At 48.3% G+C, this 14,526-nt stretch carries 16 protein-coding genes and 1 riboswitch; of the genes, 5 read left to right on the top strand and 11 right to left on the bottom strand.

Features of this window, described 5'->3' with window-relative positions; translation table 11 throughout:
* Window positions 1-25: 25 nt before the first annotated feature.
* Window positions 26-1,150, top strand: a complete 1,125-nt coding sequence (gene rnd, locus ACVA58_RS02545; protein WP_446508874.1) for a ribonuclease D — start codon at window positions 26-28, stop codon at window positions 1,148-1,150.
* 82 nt (window positions 1,151-1,232) lie between these two features.
* On the opposite strand, the gene minE is transcribed toward rnd, so the two are convergent.
* The 3 genes from minE to minC are packed head-to-tail and all read right to left on the bottom strand — an operon-like array spanning window position 1,233 to window position 2,999.
* Window positions 1,233-1,496, bottom strand: coding sequence for a cell division topological specificity factor MinE (gene minE, locus ACVA58_RS02540; protein WP_446508873.1), 264 nt, complete (start codon window positions 1,494-1,496; stop codon window positions 1,233-1,235).
* 6 nt (window positions 1,497-1,502) lie between these two features.
* Window positions 1,503-2,315 carry a septum site-determining protein MinD gene (gene minD / locus ACVA58_RS02535; RefSeq protein ID WP_446508872.1) on the bottom strand — a complete coding sequence of 271 codons (813 nt, stop codon included), beginning with the start codon at window positions 2,313-2,315 and terminating at the stop codon, window positions 1,503-1,505.
* 21 nt (window positions 2,316-2,336) lie between these two features.
* A complete protein-coding gene (minC, locus tag ACVA58_RS02530) occupies window positions 2,337-2,999 on the bottom strand; it encodes a septum site-determining protein MinC (RefSeq protein WP_446508871.1) in 663 nt (220 codons plus the stop codon).
* A gap of 221 nt (window positions 3,000-3,220) precedes the next feature.
* On the opposite strand from minC, the gene ACVA58_RS02525 reads away from it, so the two are divergent.
* Together ACVA58_RS02525 and ACVA58_RS02520 are read left to right on the top strand one after the other, a co-directional pair.
* Window positions 3,221-3,505, top strand: coding sequence for a YcgL domain-containing protein (locus ACVA58_RS02525; RefSeq protein WP_446508996.1), 285 nt, complete (start codon window positions 3,221-3,223; stop codon window positions 3,503-3,505).
* Window positions 3,506-3,508: 3 nt separating this feature from the next.
* Window positions 3,509-4,477, top strand: a complete 969-nt coding sequence (locus tag ACVA58_RS02520) for a lytic murein transglycosylase (protein WP_446508870.1) — start codon at window positions 3,509-3,511, stop codon at window positions 4,475-4,477.
* A 280-nt stretch (window positions 4,478-4,757) separates the two neighbouring features.
* Here ACVA58_RS02520 and ACVA58_RS02515 read toward each other — a convergent pair whose 3' ends face one another.
* Complete coding sequence (locus tag ACVA58_RS02515) at window positions 4,758-5,153, bottom strand: H-NS family histone-like protein (protein WP_446508869.1); 396 nt, start codon at window positions 5,151-5,153, stop codon at window positions 4,758-4,760.
* Between the two features lie 370 nt (window positions 5,154-5,523).
* A riboswitch (Lysine riboswitch) is annotated at window positions 5,524-5,707 on the top strand.
* Between the two features lie 99 nt (window positions 5,708-5,806).
* Here ACVA58_RS02515 and ACVA58_RS02510 point away from each other — a divergent pair.
* Entirely contained in the window at window positions 5,807-7,402 is a 1,596-nt protein-coding gene (locus ACVA58_RS02510) for a Na+/H+ antiporter NhaC family protein (protein ID WP_446508868.1), read from the top strand.
* A 182-nt stretch (window positions 7,403-7,584) separates the two neighbouring features.
* Entirely contained in the window at window positions 7,585-8,163 is a 579-nt protein-coding gene (locus ACVA58_RS02505; protein ID WP_446508867.1) for a thymidine kinase, read from the top strand.
* Between the two features lie 68 nt (window positions 8,164-8,231).
* On the opposite strand, the gene hisIE is transcribed toward ACVA58_RS02505, so the two are convergent.
* The 7 genes from hisIE to hisD are packed head-to-tail and all read right to left on the bottom strand — an operon-like array spanning window position 8,232 to window position 14,524.
* A complete protein-coding gene (hisIE, locus tag ACVA58_RS02500) occupies window positions 8,232-8,858 on the bottom strand; it encodes a bifunctional phosphoribosyl-AMP cyclohydrolase/phosphoribosyl-ATP diphosphatase HisIE (RefSeq protein WP_446508866.1) in 627 nt (208 codons plus the stop codon).
* Window positions 8,855-9,628, bottom strand: a complete 774-nt coding sequence (hisF, locus tag ACVA58_RS02495; protein WP_446508865.1) for an imidazole glycerol phosphate synthase subunit HisF — start codon at window positions 9,626-9,628, stop codon at window positions 8,855-8,857. Before hisF ends, hisIE begins: the two co-directional genes overlap by 4 nt.
* A 17-nt stretch (window positions 9,629-9,645) precedes the next feature.
* Window positions 9,646-10,380 carry a 1-(5-phosphoribosyl)-5-[(5-phosphoribosylamino)methylideneamino]imidazole-4-carboxamide isomerase gene (hisA, locus tag ACVA58_RS02490; protein ID WP_446508864.1) on the bottom strand — a complete coding sequence of 245 codons (735 nt, stop codon included), beginning with the start codon at window positions 10,378-10,380 and terminating at the stop codon, window positions 9,646-9,648.
* A gap of 15 nt (window positions 10,381-10,395) precedes the next feature.
* Window positions 10,396-11,055, bottom strand: coding sequence for an imidazole glycerol phosphate synthase subunit HisH (gene hisH, locus ACVA58_RS02485; protein WP_446508863.1), 660 nt, complete (start codon window positions 11,053-11,055; stop codon window positions 10,396-10,398).
* Window positions 11,055-12,140 (bottom strand): bifunctional histidinol-phosphatase/imidazoleglycerol-phosphate dehydratase HisB, encoded by a 1,086-nt coding sequence (gene hisB / locus ACVA58_RS02480; protein WP_446508862.1) that lies wholly within the window; start codon window positions 12,138-12,140, stop codon window positions 11,055-11,057. Before hisB ends, hisH begins: the two co-directional genes overlap by 1 nt.
* Window positions 12,141-12,156: 16 nt before the next feature.
* Entirely contained in the window at window positions 12,157-13,203 is a 1,047-nt protein-coding gene (gene hisC / locus ACVA58_RS02475) for a histidinol-phosphate transaminase (RefSeq protein WP_446508995.1), read from the bottom strand.
* 7 nt (window positions 13,204-13,210) lie between these two features.
* Entirely contained in the window at window positions 13,211-14,524 is a 1,314-nt protein-coding gene (gene hisD, locus ACVA58_RS02470) for a histidinol dehydrogenase (RefSeq protein WP_446508861.1), read from the bottom strand.
* Window positions 14,525-14,526: the final 2 nt, after the last annotated feature.

Genomic DNA, 14,526 nt, shown 5'->3' with positions numbered 1-14,526 from the left:
CCGGCATTTTATTGGTGAGAATACTGTGAATTTTGAAATAATTACCAGCCGTGAACGACTGGAAACTATCTGTCTTCAGGCGCGCCGCCAGACAGCGGTAATGTTGGATACCGAGTTTGTTAGAACCCGCACACTGTATCCGAAGCTTGGTTTGATCCAGATGTTTGACGGTGAGTCTTTGGCATTGATTGACCCGTTGGCGATTGATGACTTAGAGCCGTTGTGGGACCTGCTGCGTGACCAATCAGTGATCAAGGTACTCCATGCCTGTGGTGAAGATTTGGAAGTCTTCCAATATTACGCCGGCTGCTTACCAGTGCCGATGATTGATACCCAGGTGATGGCCTCATTCCTTGGCTACGGTGTGTCAGCCGGCTTCGGCACTTTGGTTAAGGACTTTCTTGGTGTTGAGCTTGATAAAGGCGAAGCGCGTACCAACTGGCTTGCTCGTCCACTGACTGAGCGTCAGCTCGATTATGCAGCTGCCGACGTGTACTATTTACTGCCGCTTTATCAGAAACTGATGCCGCAAGTGGTCGATAAAGGCTGGCAAGAGGCGCTGGCGCAGGAGTGTGCCGGTTTGATGCTTAAGCGGGTCAAGACCATAGACCCGGATAAAGCCTACCTTGATATCAAAAACGCTTGGCAGCTAAACCCTAAGCAATTGGCTATATTGCAAAAAGCGGCGAAGTGGCGTTTATTGGAAGCGCGTAAGCGCGACTTAGCCCTCAATTTTGTTGTCAAAGAACTGCATCTTTGGAAGCTGGCCCGTTTCGGTATTAAGTCCAAAGCGGTAATGGCCAAAGAAGGCTTCGAGAGCATGGAGATTCAACGGCATGCTAACCGTTTGCTGAAAATGGTTCACGATGTCGATGACATGCCTCAAGAACAGTACCCTGAAAAGCTCAGTAGGCTGGTGGATTTACCGGGTTACAAGCAGAAAGTTAAGCATATCAAAGATGTGGTGACGGAGGTGGAGACGGAAACGGGGCTGATGTCTGAATTTCTGGCATCAAAAAAGCAGATTAATCAGTTGATCTCCTGGGCTTGGAAAAAAGACTCGCCGGCTGACAATATGCCAGACATGCTAAAGACATGGCGTAAATCGCTATTTGAAGAGAAAGTCTTGCCTCTGCTGAAAAAAGATTAAGTCATAACAAAAAAGTGTGATAAAGACGAAAAAGCCCTGCACAATGTGCGGGCTTTTTAATCGGAATAAGTCCTGATTGGAATTACTTTTCTTCGTCTGGCAGGGTGACGTTGAGCTCGAGTACGGAAAGATCTTCTTCTTTCTGATCGAGGTTCACAGAGACTTGCTCTGGGCTAATCTCAACATACTTACGGATGACGTCCAGGATATCCTGCTTCAACTGCGGTAAATAGCTAGGCGCACTCTGATTGGCAGAGCGGCGTTCAGCAACGATAATTTGCAGCCGCTCTTTGGCTAGACTGGCAGTCGTTGTTTTCTTGGGGCGGAAGAATTCTAACAATGCCATAGTGTCTTACCCTCCGAACAGACGTTTTAGGAAGCCTTTCTTCTCTTCCTCAAGGAAGCGGAAGGGACGCTCTTCACCAAGCAATCGAGCAACAGTATCTTCGTAGGCGATACCCGCATCCGATTCTTTGTCAAAAATTACTGGCTCACCTTTGTTTGAGGCGTTCAGCACTGCTTGGCTTTCAGGGATCACACCGAGTAGAGGGATATGAAGAATTTCTTCGACATCGCCCACACTCAGCATTTCACCTAATGTTACACGGGCTGGGTTATAGCGCGTTAGCAGCAAGTGAGTCTTCACTGGGTCTTCGGCTTGCTCGGCACGGCGAGACTTAGAGTCGAGGATACCAAGTATACGGTCTGAGTCACGCACAGACGAGACTTCAGGGTTGGTGGTGACGATGGCTTCATCCGCAAAGTACAGCGCCATCAGCGCTCCGGTCTCGATGCCTGCTGGCGAATCACAGATAATGAAATCAAAACCCATTTCAGCCATATCGTTGAATACACGCTCGACGCCTTCACGGCTCAGCGCGTCTTTGTCACGGGTTTGAGAAGCGGGTAGGACATACAGATTGTCGACACGCTTGTCTTTGATAAGGGCTTGGTTTAGGTTCGCTTCACCATTAATGACGTTGACGAAGTCATATACTACACGGCGTTCGCAGCCCATGATGAGGTCAAGATTACGTAAGCCGATATCGAAATCGATCACCGCCGTTTTCTTGCCAGCAAGTGCAAGGCCCGATGCAATAGCTGCACTCGAGGTAGTTTTACCAACGCCACCTTTACCTGAGGTAACAACGATAATTCGTGCCATCTTAAAATTCCTTATTAAACGCTATAGAGCCATCTGCTCTATGTTCAAATTATTTTCAGCCAGCGAGATAACGACATTCTCTCCCCAGAACTCTTCTTGTATTTTGTCGCTTAACCAGTAATTTCCAGCAATGGAAATGAGCTCTGGTTGGCAGTCATGGCAGAATATCTTTGCCTCTTTTTGACCGTTGGCCCCGGCGATAGCACGGCCTCGTAAGGTTCCATAAATATGGATACAACCATCAGCAATTATCTCTGCTCCAGGGCTGACATGTCCCAGTACTATCAGATCACTATTTTTAGCATAAATTTGTTGACCTGACCGAACTGGATTCTTAATGATTTTTGTGGGTGTCATCACAGGCTCGGCCGCTTTGGCCTGCTTGGCCGCATTCATAATGGCAAATCCGGCTTGTTTCGCCCGCTCTTGCAGGTCAGCTTGTTTGCAACCACTGATCCCGACAGGGATCATTCCGGCCGCCTTTACCTGGCTTTTTAGTAACGCGAAGTCCAATTTATTTCCGGCTTGGCTGACATCAATGACGATGGGGGCTGCTGAAAAGAAATGGGGAGCCTGCTCAACCTTCTCTTTAAGAAAGTTGACTGCTTGCTGTATGTCGCCGTCCACTAAATGGAGGGCAGAGAGGGTGAATGAGCCTCCCTTGAGTTCTGCAGATTTTGTCATGTGTGCTGATGACTGTCGCTAAATTAGTCGTTCGGGAACGTTATCTCTTGGGTAACTTGCATGTTATATTCCAAACAGTATATCAGCAAGCTATCCTTGCTTTTGCGTTGGAAATTCAGACAACCGTCTCATCAAGTAGGCGATCCACCCTCGATAGGGGAATGATTCGCGTGAATCGTTGTCTGACAAAGAGCGAAATTAACGTACAGGTTACCGACAATATGTTGTGTTCTATTTACAAAAGCCCTAAAAAAGACAATACCTATCTTTATATCAACAACAAAGATGATTTCTCACCAGTACCTGATGCTTTGTTGAAAACATTTGGTACGCCACAATTTGTCATGGTAATTAAGTTAGATGAACGCCATAAGTTGGCACAGGCAGATATCGAAAAAGTGAAAACGGAACTCAAGGGCAACGGATATTATCTGCAAGTACCGCCACCCGTGCCAAACTTACTGGAGCAATACAAAGCGGATAAAGCCGCCAGTAACAAAGGATAAACTATGCATAAGCGATTGATATCGGCCTTTGTGGCCTTAGGGTTAGGATTATCGTCGGCAGTTTATGCTGATGAGGGGTTTGATAACTATGTCGAAGGACTAAAAGTAGAAGCCCAGGAAAAAGGAATTTCGGAGTCGATTATCAACTCTGCTTTTGATGGCATAACATTTGTCGAACGCGCAGTAAAAGCGGATAAAAATCAGCCAGAGCGTAAATTGACGCTGGATGAGTATATTCCTCGTGCGGTGCCGGCTTGGAAAGTAAAACAGGCGAATGAGCTTTATCGCCAGCATAAATCAGCGCTGGATAAAATTGGTCAGCAATATGGTGTACAGCCTCGCTTTATAGTTGCCTTATGGGGGGTCGAAAGTAATTTCGGTCGTCTGATGGGGAATTATAATGTGGTTGAGGCTTTATCGACCATGGCTTATGAAGGCCGCCGTGAAGCTTTTTTCCGCGGGCAGGTAATGGCGGCGCTGGAAATATTGGATGCGGGCCATATTAGCCCTGAAGAGATGAAAGGCTCTTGGGCGGGCGCGATGGGGCAACCTCAGTTTATGCCGACGTCATTTTTGTCTTATGCAGTTGATGGCAATAATGACGGAAAGATTGATATCTGGCAGACAGAGGCTGATGTTTTTGCCTCTGCCGCGAATTATTTAAAAAAAGCGGGCTGGGATGATCAATATACCTGGGGCCGACAAGTTTCATTACCCGCTTCTATCGATGCTTCGCTGATGGGGGTTGAAAAGAGCAAAGCCAAAAGCTTAACGGATTGGCAACGATTAGGCGTTCGTCGCTTTAATGGTCAGGCACTACCGAGTGTTGATATTGAAGCGTGGCTTATTCAACCGGATGATAAACATGGTCGAGCCTACTTAATCTACGGTAATTACCAATCTTTACTTAAGTGGAACCGGTCACACTATTTCGCTTTGGCGGTAAGTCATTTAGCCGATCAAATCAGGTAATGTCATAATATGACAAATAAGCCAGACCAAAAGGTCTGGCTTTTTATGCTTTGAGGCAAGTGAAGATTCATCCTATAACCTGTGATGATGGTTTAAAACCAACGGTTAATTATTAGCTATCCTATGGCTTTCAAACTAATCGTGTTGTTATCACATGCTTGAGTTTGCATTTTTAACATATAAATCATGCGCTTACATTGTTTTATGGTGATTTTTCACAGGTAATAAAAAACCCGACAAAAGTCGGGTTTTTATAGATGTTCGTAGGTAATTTGATTTATTAGATTTCAAATTCTTCTAGAGACTTACCATCATCAAGTGCTTTTTTCAGAGCGCTTGGTGTACGGCCTTGGCCAGTCCAAGTCTTCTCATCACCGTTTTCATCGATGAAGCGGTATTTAGCTGGACGCTGTGCGCGTTTCGCTTTTGGTGCTTTATTAAGAGTTGCTAGAAGCTCTTCTGGGTCAATACCGTCAGCAAGAAGCATTTCACGGTACTGAGCTAGTTTTTCTGTACGTTCTTTTTCTTTAGCGACTTCTTCAGCTTCAGACTCTTCACGCTCAGTAACAACAGTTTGAAGTTTTTCTAGCGCTTCCTGTAGTTGTTCAAGAGAATATTCACGAGAAAGAGCGCGAAGGCTGCGAAGGTTAAGTAGCGCTTTCATTGCATCAGACATTTTTTATTTCCTGTAGGCCTAAAACTATAAATTAATAATAGCAGTGACAATTCAATAATTGCAATAATAATACTTTTAATACGGCGATGCCAATTAAAAAATGAAGGGTATATTTATTTTTTTGCAATTTACTGGGTTCATTTCTCATTTGTAATAGAATGTAATGGTCGAGATGAGTAAATATTCTTATCCACAATCAACACAGACGGTTAAATAATTGCCATCAATTTCATATGTGTTAAGTATAAAAAAGCGCTTTCAACTGTCTGATTATTGTCCTTTGTGGCAAGACTATTCACTATTTGTGTCATTTTTTTCACGTTAACTGGTTGCATTTGAATGTCTATTCCGTAGAATTGACCAGACCTAGACTAAGGGTAGAGGCGCATCGTCTATTAGTAGTAAATCGTAGGGTGATACCGATGAGGATTTACGAAAGGAGCCGTTGCCGAAGTAAGCTCGGACTATCAAGCCAGCTTGCTGGGGTTGTCACCGAATAGGGGCAACACTGCCATAGTATATAATTACATTAACTATGGAGCGCTACTGTGGAGTCGGATTAGGGGTAGTACCCTTCCTTATGCTCTTCTATACACGACAAGATGTCGTGTAAAACAGTAGATCTCCAACCAGGATCGGTTGTAGTCGAGATCATGAATATTGTAGATTTTTCCCATTCCGCCATATCATTGTTGCCACCTTTGGTTGCATTGGGCTTGGCAATCCTTACACGACGCGTTTTAGTTTCTTTGGGTGTAGGTGTCCTTCTGGGCGCATTCCTGCTGACTGATTTCTCTGTCGGCGGCACCGCAAGCTATATTGGTACCACGGTTAAAGGGCTGTTTATTGAAGACGGCGCCATTAACAGCTGGAACATGAGTATCGTCGCCTTCCTTATTTTGCTGGGTATGACCACAGCATTGCTGACACTTTCTGGCGGTACCCGTGCATTTGCAGAATGGGCACAAACCAAAATTAAGAGTAAGCGTGGCGCTAAACTGCTGGCTGCTTTCTTGGGGGTGTTTATTTTTGTTGATGACTACTTCAACAGCTTGGCTGTCGGTTCGATCTCGCGCCCAGTGACAGATCGCTTTTATGTGTCCCGTGCCAAATTAGCATATATCCTTGATTCAACAGCAGCACCAATGTGTGTACTAATGCCTGCTTCTAGCTGGGGTGCCTACATTATTACCTTGATTGGCGGTATTTTGGCATCACATGGTGTGACGGAATATACTCCGCTGGGTGCATTCGTACAGTTGGCACCAATGAATTTCTATGCAGTTTTTGCATTGCTGATGGTCTTCGTGGTGGCTTGGTTCCAAATTGATGTTGGCCCAATGAAAAAGCACGAACTGGAAGCCAGTCACTGCCGCGGCTTTGACGAGGGCGATAGTGACAGCCGTGCCAAAGATCTGAATGACGAACTTGAAATCGAAGAAAGCAAAAATGGTCGTGTTGCTGATCTTATTATGCCGATCGTGACCCTGATTGTGGCGACGTTCTTCTTTATGATCTTTACCGGTTACCAAGCTCTGGCTGCTGATGGTCTCGCATTTAGCGTGCTGGGTGCTTTTGAGAACACAGATGTAGGCATGTCTCTGGTATACGGTGGTTTGGTCGGTTTTATTGCTGCGCTAATTCCTGTAATCCGCCAACGCATTCCGATGGCTGACGTGTCTTCTACGTTATGGATCGGTGCTAAGTCGATGTTCGGAGCGATTTTGATCTTGCTGTTTGCATGGAGCATCGGCAACGTGATCAGCGATATGGCAACAGGCAAATACCTGTCGACGATGGTGGAAGGTAATATTAGTCCAATGTTGCTACCAGCTATCTTGTTCTTGCTGGCTGGCGTGATGGCGTTCTCAACCGGTACTTCATGGGGTACATTCGGTATTATGCTGCCAATCGCGGGTGATCTGGCTGCCGCGACGGATATCATGCTGATGCTTCCAATGCTAGGTGCAGTATTGGCGGGTTCGGTATTTGGTGACCACTGTTCGCCTATCTCTGACACCACGATTCTGTCGTCAACGGGTGCACGCTGCCACCACATCGATCACGTATCAACTCAGCTACCTTACGCATTGTCGATGGCCGTAGTATCAACCATCGGTTTCTTGGTGCTTGGCTTCACAAGCTCTCTGGCTGTGTCGTTCATGACGGCAACCATTGCTTTCATCGTCGCTTGTGCCTGCCTATCGTGGCTATCTCGCCGTCCTCAGGAAGCAGCGGCTAACGCTTAAGACTGACGGTTGAATATGAAAAAAGCCTGTATTTGATACAGGCTTTTTTTATTTCAGTCAGATGAGAGATTTTCCGATATCCAGTTACAAAGAAGTTGAGCTTGCTCCTTTCAATCTGAAAGGCTTTTCTGTAGCATCTCGGCTGTTTTTTCACGCACCAATCGTATTATTAGGGAAGCTTAATGGCCCAGATGTATTTCTATTATTCGGCAATGAATGCGGGTAAGTCGACAACATTATTACAGTCATCATTTAATTATCGCGAGCGGGGAATGACGCCAGTGATTTTTACTGCGGCAATTGATGATCGTTATGGCAAAGGCATGGTCAGCTCTCGGATTGGTTTGCAAGAAGAAGCTGAGCTGTTTAATGCCAGCGAGGATCTATATGTCCGCCTGCAAGATATGAATGGAACGCAAAAAATTGATTGTGTACTGATTGACGAATGCCAGTTCTTAACCAAAGAGCAGGTATACCAATTAACCGAAGTTGTCGACAAACTGAATATTCCAGTGCTTTGCTATGGTCTGCGCAGTGATTTTCGTGGCGAACTTTTTGCAGGCAGCCGTTATTTGCTCGCTTGGGCAGATAAATTGGTTGAACTGAAAACCATCTGTCACTGTGGTCGTAAAGCCAATATGGTGATCCGCCAAGATGCCAGCGGCAAAGCGATTGCTGATGGTGATCAGGTCGAGATCGGTGGCAACGATCGTTATGTATCGGTATGCCGAAAGCACTACAAGGAAGCCCTTGAGCGCTAAATATTGCATTCAATAAAAAGCCCGGCCAATTTTGACCGGGCTTTTTGTTAACCAATCGTCAAGTCGCTCTATTTATGGCGCTCTTGTAACTTGGCCGTGACATCGGACAACGACATTCCCTGATCCTGCAACAGTACCAGTAGGTGGTAGATTAAATCGGCAGACTCACAAACTAATTCCGCCTTGTCACCCGACGTTGCCGCAAGCGCGACTTCAACGCCTTCTTCACCGACCTTCTGCGAAATCCGTTTAGTCCCGCGGGCATACAAACTGGCGGTATAGGACGATTCAGGATCGGCACCTTTACGAGAAGCCAGGACCTGTTCAAGTTGATGAAGGAACACCAGAGCGGGTTGTTCAACTTGGCCTGCTTCAGCGGTATCGCTGTCAAAACAGGTTGTGGTGTCCAAGTGGCAGGTTGGGCCGATAGGATCGACTTTTACCAAGAGGGTGTCTTGGTCGCAATCGAGCTTGATACTTTTAAGCCGCAGCACGTTGCCGGACGTTTCCCCTTTGGTCCAAAGGCGCTCTTTGGTGCGAGACCAAAAAGTGACTTGTTGGGTTTCAAGGGTTTTGCTCAATGCTGAGTCATTCATGTACCCCAGCATCAGTACCTGGCCGCTGGTGTTGTCTTGCACGATAGCCGGAACCAATCCGTCTACTTTGTCCCAATTAATGCTATTTGCTAGGCTCATAGTCGGATCTCCACATCTTGTTGTTTCAGGTATTGCTTGAGCTCACCAATGTTGATGATTTGTTTATGGAATACCGATGCAGCAAGGGCACCATCGACATTCGTTTCATTGAAGGCATCGGCAAAGTGCACCATCTCACCGGCACCGCCGGAAGCGATTAATGGTACATGGCAAACATCACGTACCATATTGAGCTGGGTGAGGTCATAGCCGTTGCGAACCCCATCCTGGTTCATCATGTTCAGGACAATCTCACCGGCACCGCGGCGCTGGACTTCCTGTACCCAGTCGCGGGTTTCCCAACGGGTAGCCTTGGTACGGCTTTCGTCTCCAGTAAACTGGTAGACTTGGTATTTTCCGGTATCGGCATCAAAGTAGGAATCGATACCTACTACAATGCATTGCACACCAAATTTATCCGCAAGCTCAGTGATCAAACTCGGATCGGCCAAGGCCGGCGAGTTGATCGATACCTTGTCGGCCCCAAACTGCAGGATACGGCTGGCATCCTCGGCAGATTTGATGCCGCCAGCGACACAGAAAGGGATATCGATCACTTCTGCTACGCGGGAAACCCAGCTTTTATCGACCACTCGACCATCACTGGATGCGGTGATGTCATAGAACACCAGCTCGTCGGCACCTTCTTCGGCATAGCGCTTGGCCAGCGGAACGATGTCACCGATAATCTCGTGGTTACGGAACTGTACCCCTTTGACCACTTGACCATCTCTTACATCAAGGCAGGGAATAATTCGTCTAGCTAGCATCTTGGTTTCTCCTTGCCTTATTCTGCCCAGCAAGCAAAGGCTTGCTCAGCGGTAAATTTGCCATCCAGCAGGGCTCGGCCAACGATCACGCCAGCAACGCCTGAGCCTTTTAGGGCGGCGATATCATCGAGTGAACCTATTCCACCCGATGACTGGAATTGTACTTGCGGGTAAAGGGCACAAAGATCTTGGTAGAGCTCAACATTGGAGCCTTCCAATGTACCGTCACGGGAAATGTCGGTGCACAATACATGCTTGAGACCGACAGTCAGGAAGTCATCGAGCAGGGCTTCGATCGTCACGCCCGAGTCTTCTTGCCAACCCGATACGGCGACATTACGCTTGCCCTTTGCATCAATATTGATATCCAGTGCCAGAACAATTCGCTCTGGGCCGTATTTTTCCATCCAACCTTTAACAAGCTCTGGTTGCTTAACTGCAGTCGAGCCAATGACGACACGTTGGGCGCCGGCATTGAGAAGATCTGCAACATCTTGCTCGTTACGTACGCCACCGCCAATTTGAATATTGGCTGGTGTACTGGCTAGCAGCGTGCTGATTAAGTCCAACTGGCGGGCAGAGGTATCTTTGGCTCCGGTAAGGTCAACCAAATGCAGCCACCCGGCACCAGCTTGGTTATAGAGGTTGAATTGCTCGGCAGGGTCAACCTTGTATTCGGTAACCTTGCCGTAGTCTCCCTGAAATAAGCGGACGACCTGACCGTCAATTAAATCGAGTGCGGGGATAATCATAATTCGTCCTTGTCCTTACATTTCCAGAAAGTTTTTGATCAGTTGCGAGCCTGCTTTGCTTGAGCGCTCCGGGTGGAATTGCACACCGAAGTAATTGCCACTTTGTACCGCTGCAGTGAACGGCTGTCCGTATTCGCAGCGGGCAATCGTTCGGCCTGTTTGTGATTCATTTCTCTTTTCAGCATCTGGTTCTCCGAATACCGGCATCGCATAGCTGTGAACAAAGTAGAAATAGCTTTCTGTTGGGATGTTTTTAAAAAGAGGGTGCTCAGCTTCGGCGACGACGGTGTTCCAGCCCATGTGGGGCAGGGGGAGTTCGCCGGTTTGTAATTTTTCTACCGGCGCGCTGCATAGGCCAAGACAATTGACCTGCTCGGTACCGTTCTGCCCTTGTTCTTCCGACAGCTCGCCCAGCAATTGCATACCGAGACAAATACCAAGCAGCGGCTTTTCAACTTGTTTCACCAAGTTGATAAGGTCACGTTGCTCGAGGTTCTTCATCGCTTCGCTGGCAGTGCCGACGCCGGGTAAAAAGAGTTTGTCTGCTGCCAGTACGACCTCGGGATCTTTGCTCACCGTCACTGGGTAGCCTAATCGCTCGATGGCAAAACGCACTGATGACACATTGGCACAACCGGTATCGATAATGACAACTTGTTGGTTAGGCGCTGGCATTACAATACTCCCTTGCTGCTTGGCAGCTCGTTACCTTCCACCCGAATAGCTTGGCGCAAGGTGCGACCAAAGGCCTTGAATAGGCTTTCGACAATGTGGTGGTCGTTGTTACCTGTCGATGATAGGTGCAACGTACACGCTAGGGTATCGGTCAGTGAGCGGAAAAAGTGTGAGACCATTTCCGTCGATAAATCGCCGACCTGTTCGCGGCTGAATGTTGCGTCGAATTTCAAATATGGACGTCCGGATAGGTCCAGTGCACACTGCGCAAGGCATTCGTCCATCGGCAAGCTGAAACCAAATCGACCGATCCCGCGCTTGTCGCCAAGGGCTTTTTTCAATGCTTCACCTAATGCCAGTGCTGCATCTTCTACACTGTGGTGGTCATCGATGTGCAGGTCGCCGTCAACGGTCAGCTCCATGCGGAAACCACCGTGGGTCGCGATTTGATCCAGCATGTGGTCGAAAAAGCCAAGGCCTGTGGCAATGTGATTTCCGCCTGTTTCGTCAAGGTTGACCTTGACTCGGATATCGGTTTCCTTGGTGGTGCGCACCACCTCGGCGATCCTTGGGCGGGTCGTTAGATCTTTAACGATCTGTTGCCAGTTCATGCCGTTCTCTTCGTTAGAGTTCGGGTTGTACTGGATACCACGGATAGCCATGTTTTCAGCGAGCTGAAGATCTGTTTGGCGATCACCGATCACTGCCGAGGTTTCAAAATCAACTCGGCCTTGCTGAAGGTAGTCTTTGACTAGCCCAAGTTTTGGTTTACGGCAGCTGCAGTTGTCTTCATTGAAGTGAGGGCAGATCAGCACTTCGTCGAATTTCACCCCTTGCGATTCGAAGATCTCCATCATCATGTTATGTGGGGCATCGAACTCTTCCTGTGGGTAGCTACTGGTGCCAAGACCGTCTTGGTTCGTCACCATCACTAACTTGTAACCGGCATCCTGAAGCTTTAGCAACGCAGGGATCACAAAGGGTTCCAGCTTGAGCTTGTCTAGGCGGTCGACCTGAAAATCAATAGGCGGTTCAACAATCAGGGTGCCGTCACGGTCGATAAATAAGATTTTTTCCTTGCTCACAATGTTGTCCTTTCTCTTAGTTTTGTCCTAGCTGCTCTCGGATGAAGGCCAGTGTTTTTTCACATTCGTCGCGGTTGCCGATGCTGATCCGGATACAGTTTTCTATTGGCGAACGGCGCAGGATAATACCGTGATCCCACAGGGCGTTAAACAGGGCATCCGCATCGGGGAATTTCACCAGTAGGTAGTTGCCGTAGCCCTCAAAAACGGTCACGTTTTTCAGCATACCAAGGCCAGCTTGGAGATAAGCGCGGTTAGCACCGATATCCAGTACCTGGAATTTGGTTTTGGCGCGACCTGCAGGAGAAAGCGCTTGCACCGCGATATCGGTTACTGGAACAGGTACTGGGTAGGGGGCAATGACTTTCAATAGCAGGTCAATGACTTCAGGGCTGGCTAAGGTAAAGCCGCAACGTAGGCCAGCAAGAGCAAAGGCTTTTGACAGGGTACGTAGCACAACCAGATTCGGGTATTGATCCAGCATATTCGCCGTGGTGGCTTCAGGGCAAAAATCAATGTATGCCTCGTCGACCACAACCAGCGCTTTACCCTGAGTCATGTCCAGCAAGGTTTCGATGTCCTGACGTTTGATCAGGTTACCGGTTGGGTTGTTCGGACTGCAAACAAAGACCAGTTTGACCCCATCAAGGTTGTCGCGGATGCCCTCAAGATCAAGCTGCCACTCTTCGGTCAGCGGAACAGTCTTGGCGCCGACATCGAAGGTTTGCGCGCTGATGGAGTACATACCGTAAGTCGGTGGGCAGTATAGGATGTTGTCTTGATTTGGCTCGCAAAATGCTCGGATCAGCAGCTCAATACCTTCATCTGCGCCACGCGAGGTCAGGGTCTGCTCTGGGCGGACACCAGCGTAATCGGCATAGGCTGCAATCAGATCTGTTGGCTGACAGGTACTGTAGCGGTTGAGGCGATCGCATTTGATGTTGTATTCATTGGCAAAAGGTGACTCGTTGGCATTGAGCCAGATATCACCGCAGCCACCAAGGCGACGTGCTGACTGGTAAGGTGTTAGCTCACGGACAGTTTTTCGTGCCAGTTGATCAATTTTCATATCATGCCTCATCGTTTACATCGGTTGTGCCAGTCAGTTTTTCCATTCGGATTGTGACGGCACGTTTATGGGCATCGAGGCCTTCGGCTTCGGCAATAGCGACAACGGTTGGTGCCAACTCTCTAAGGCCGTCGGCACTGAGTTCTTGCACGGTCATGCGTTTGCTAAAGTCTGCTAAGCCTAGGCTTGAATAAGTACGGGTATAGCCATACGTCGGCAATACGTGATTGGTACCGGAAGCGTAATCGCCCACCGATTCCGGTGACCAGTTACCAAGAAATATTGAACCTGCATTGTCTAGCAGCGATACCAGTTCACGTGGGTTGCGGGTTTGAACAATCAGGTGTTCAGGACCGTAGTGGTTGGAAATCGACACACATTGAGTCAGGCTTTCGGCCACAATCAAAATGCTCGAGCCAAGTGCTTGGCGGGCAATATCTGCACGAGGCAGGGCCTTGAGCTGTTGCTGGATGGCATCGGCGGTTCGATCGGCAATGCTTGGATCCGGGGTGAGCAGGACGACCTGTGAGTCAGGGCCGTGCTCGGCTTGGCTTAGTAAATCAGCGGCAATGAAATCAGGATCGGCACTGCTATCGGCAATGACTAATACTTCTGAAGGGCCAGCTGGCATATCAATTGCTGCACCACGGAAGTCATTGCTGACCTGGCGTTTTGCTTCGGTCACGAACGCATTGCCAGGGCCGAAAATTTTATCGACTTTGGTCACGGTCTCGGTGCCGTAGGCCATGGCAGCAACAGCCTGCGATCCACCGGCGTTATAAATGTCGGTAATGCCACATAGTTTGGCGACATAGAGGATTTCATCGGCGATCGGTGGTGGTGAGCAAAGTACCACTTCTCGACAGCCCGCTATTTGGGCTGGAACGCCAAGCATTAAAACCGTTGATGGCAATGGGGCACTACCGCCCGGAATGTACAAGCCGACAGAGTTGATCGGGCGAGTTACTTGTTCACACACTACCCCTGGTTGGGTCTCGACCCGCAAGGTTGGTTGTTTCTGCGCTTTGTGGAAGGTAGCGATATTGTGGTAGGCCTGCTGCAGCGCCTGCTTCATGTCATCGCTTAACCTGGCACAGGCGGCAGACACTTCGCCTTCATTTACCTTGATGCTATCAGGTTTAACACCATCAAATTTTTCAGTTAGCTCGAGCAAGGCCTGATCGCCACGATTGCGGATATCAGCGATCACTCCAGCAACAATCGCGGTGATGTTGGCACCCTCGGTGATTGCTGGGCGCTCAAGCAGGCTTTCTTGTTGGTTCTCACTCAGGGATTGCCACACAACGGTTTTCATTG

It is taken from the genome of Photobacterium sp. DNB22_13_2 (assembly GCF_052873915.1).
The sequence above is the reverse complement of the archived record's forward strand: the minus strand, read 5'-3'. Positions and strand labels throughout refer to the sequence as shown.

What these genes read in the sequence shown, in the direction of transcription:
- minE (WP_446508873.1), bottom strand. Translation starts at nt 1,496, where the DNA reads ATGGCATTGTTAGAATTCTTCCGCCCCAAGAAAACAACGACTGCCAGT.
- minD (WP_446508872.1), bottom strand. Translation starts at nt 2,315, where the DNA reads ATGGCACGAATTATCGTTGTTACCTCAGGTAAAGGTGGCGTTGGTAAA.
- minC (WP_446508871.1), bottom strand. Translation starts at nt 2,999, where the DNA reads ATGACAAAATCTGCAGAACTCAAGGGAGGCTCATTCACCCTCTCTGCC.
- ACVA58_RS02525 (WP_446508996.1), top strand. Translation starts at nt 3,221, where the DNA reads ATGTTGTGTTCTATTTACAAAAGCCCTAAAAAAGACAATACCTATCTT.
- ACVA58_RS02520 (WP_446508870.1), top strand. Translation starts at nt 3,509, where the DNA reads ATGCATAAGCGATTGATATCGGCCTTTGTGGCCTTAGGGTTAGGATTA.
- ACVA58_RS02515 (WP_446508869.1), bottom strand. Translation starts at nt 5,153, where the DNA reads ATGTCTGATGCAATGAAAGCGCTACTTAACCTTCGCAGCCTTCGCGCT.
- ACVA58_RS02510 (WP_446508868.1), top strand. Translation starts at nt 5,807, where the DNA reads ATGAATATTGTAGATTTTTCCCATTCCGCCATATCATTGTTGCCACCT.
- ACVA58_RS02505 (WP_446508867.1), top strand. Translation starts at nt 7,585, where the DNA reads ATGGCCCAGATGTATTTCTATTATTCGGCAATGAATGCGGGTAAGTCG.
- hisIE (WP_446508866.1), bottom strand. Translation starts at nt 8,858, where the DNA reads ATGAGCCTAGCAAATAGCATTAATTGGGACAAAGTAGACGGATTGGTT.
- hisF (WP_446508865.1), bottom strand. Translation starts at nt 9,628, where the DNA reads ATGCTAGCTAGACGAATTATTCCCTGCCTTGATGTAAGAGATGGTCAA.
- hisA (WP_446508864.1), bottom strand. Translation starts at nt 10,380, where the DNA reads ATGATTATCCCCGCACTCGATTTAATTGACGGTCAGGTCGTCCGCTTA.
- hisH (WP_446508863.1), bottom strand. Translation starts at nt 11,055, where the DNA reads ATGCCAGCGCCTAACCAACAAGTTGTCATTATCGATACCGGTTGTGCC.
- hisD (WP_446508861.1), bottom strand. Translation starts at nt 14,524, where the DNA reads ATGAAAACCGTTGTGTGGCAATCCCTGAGTGAGAACCAACAAGAAAGC.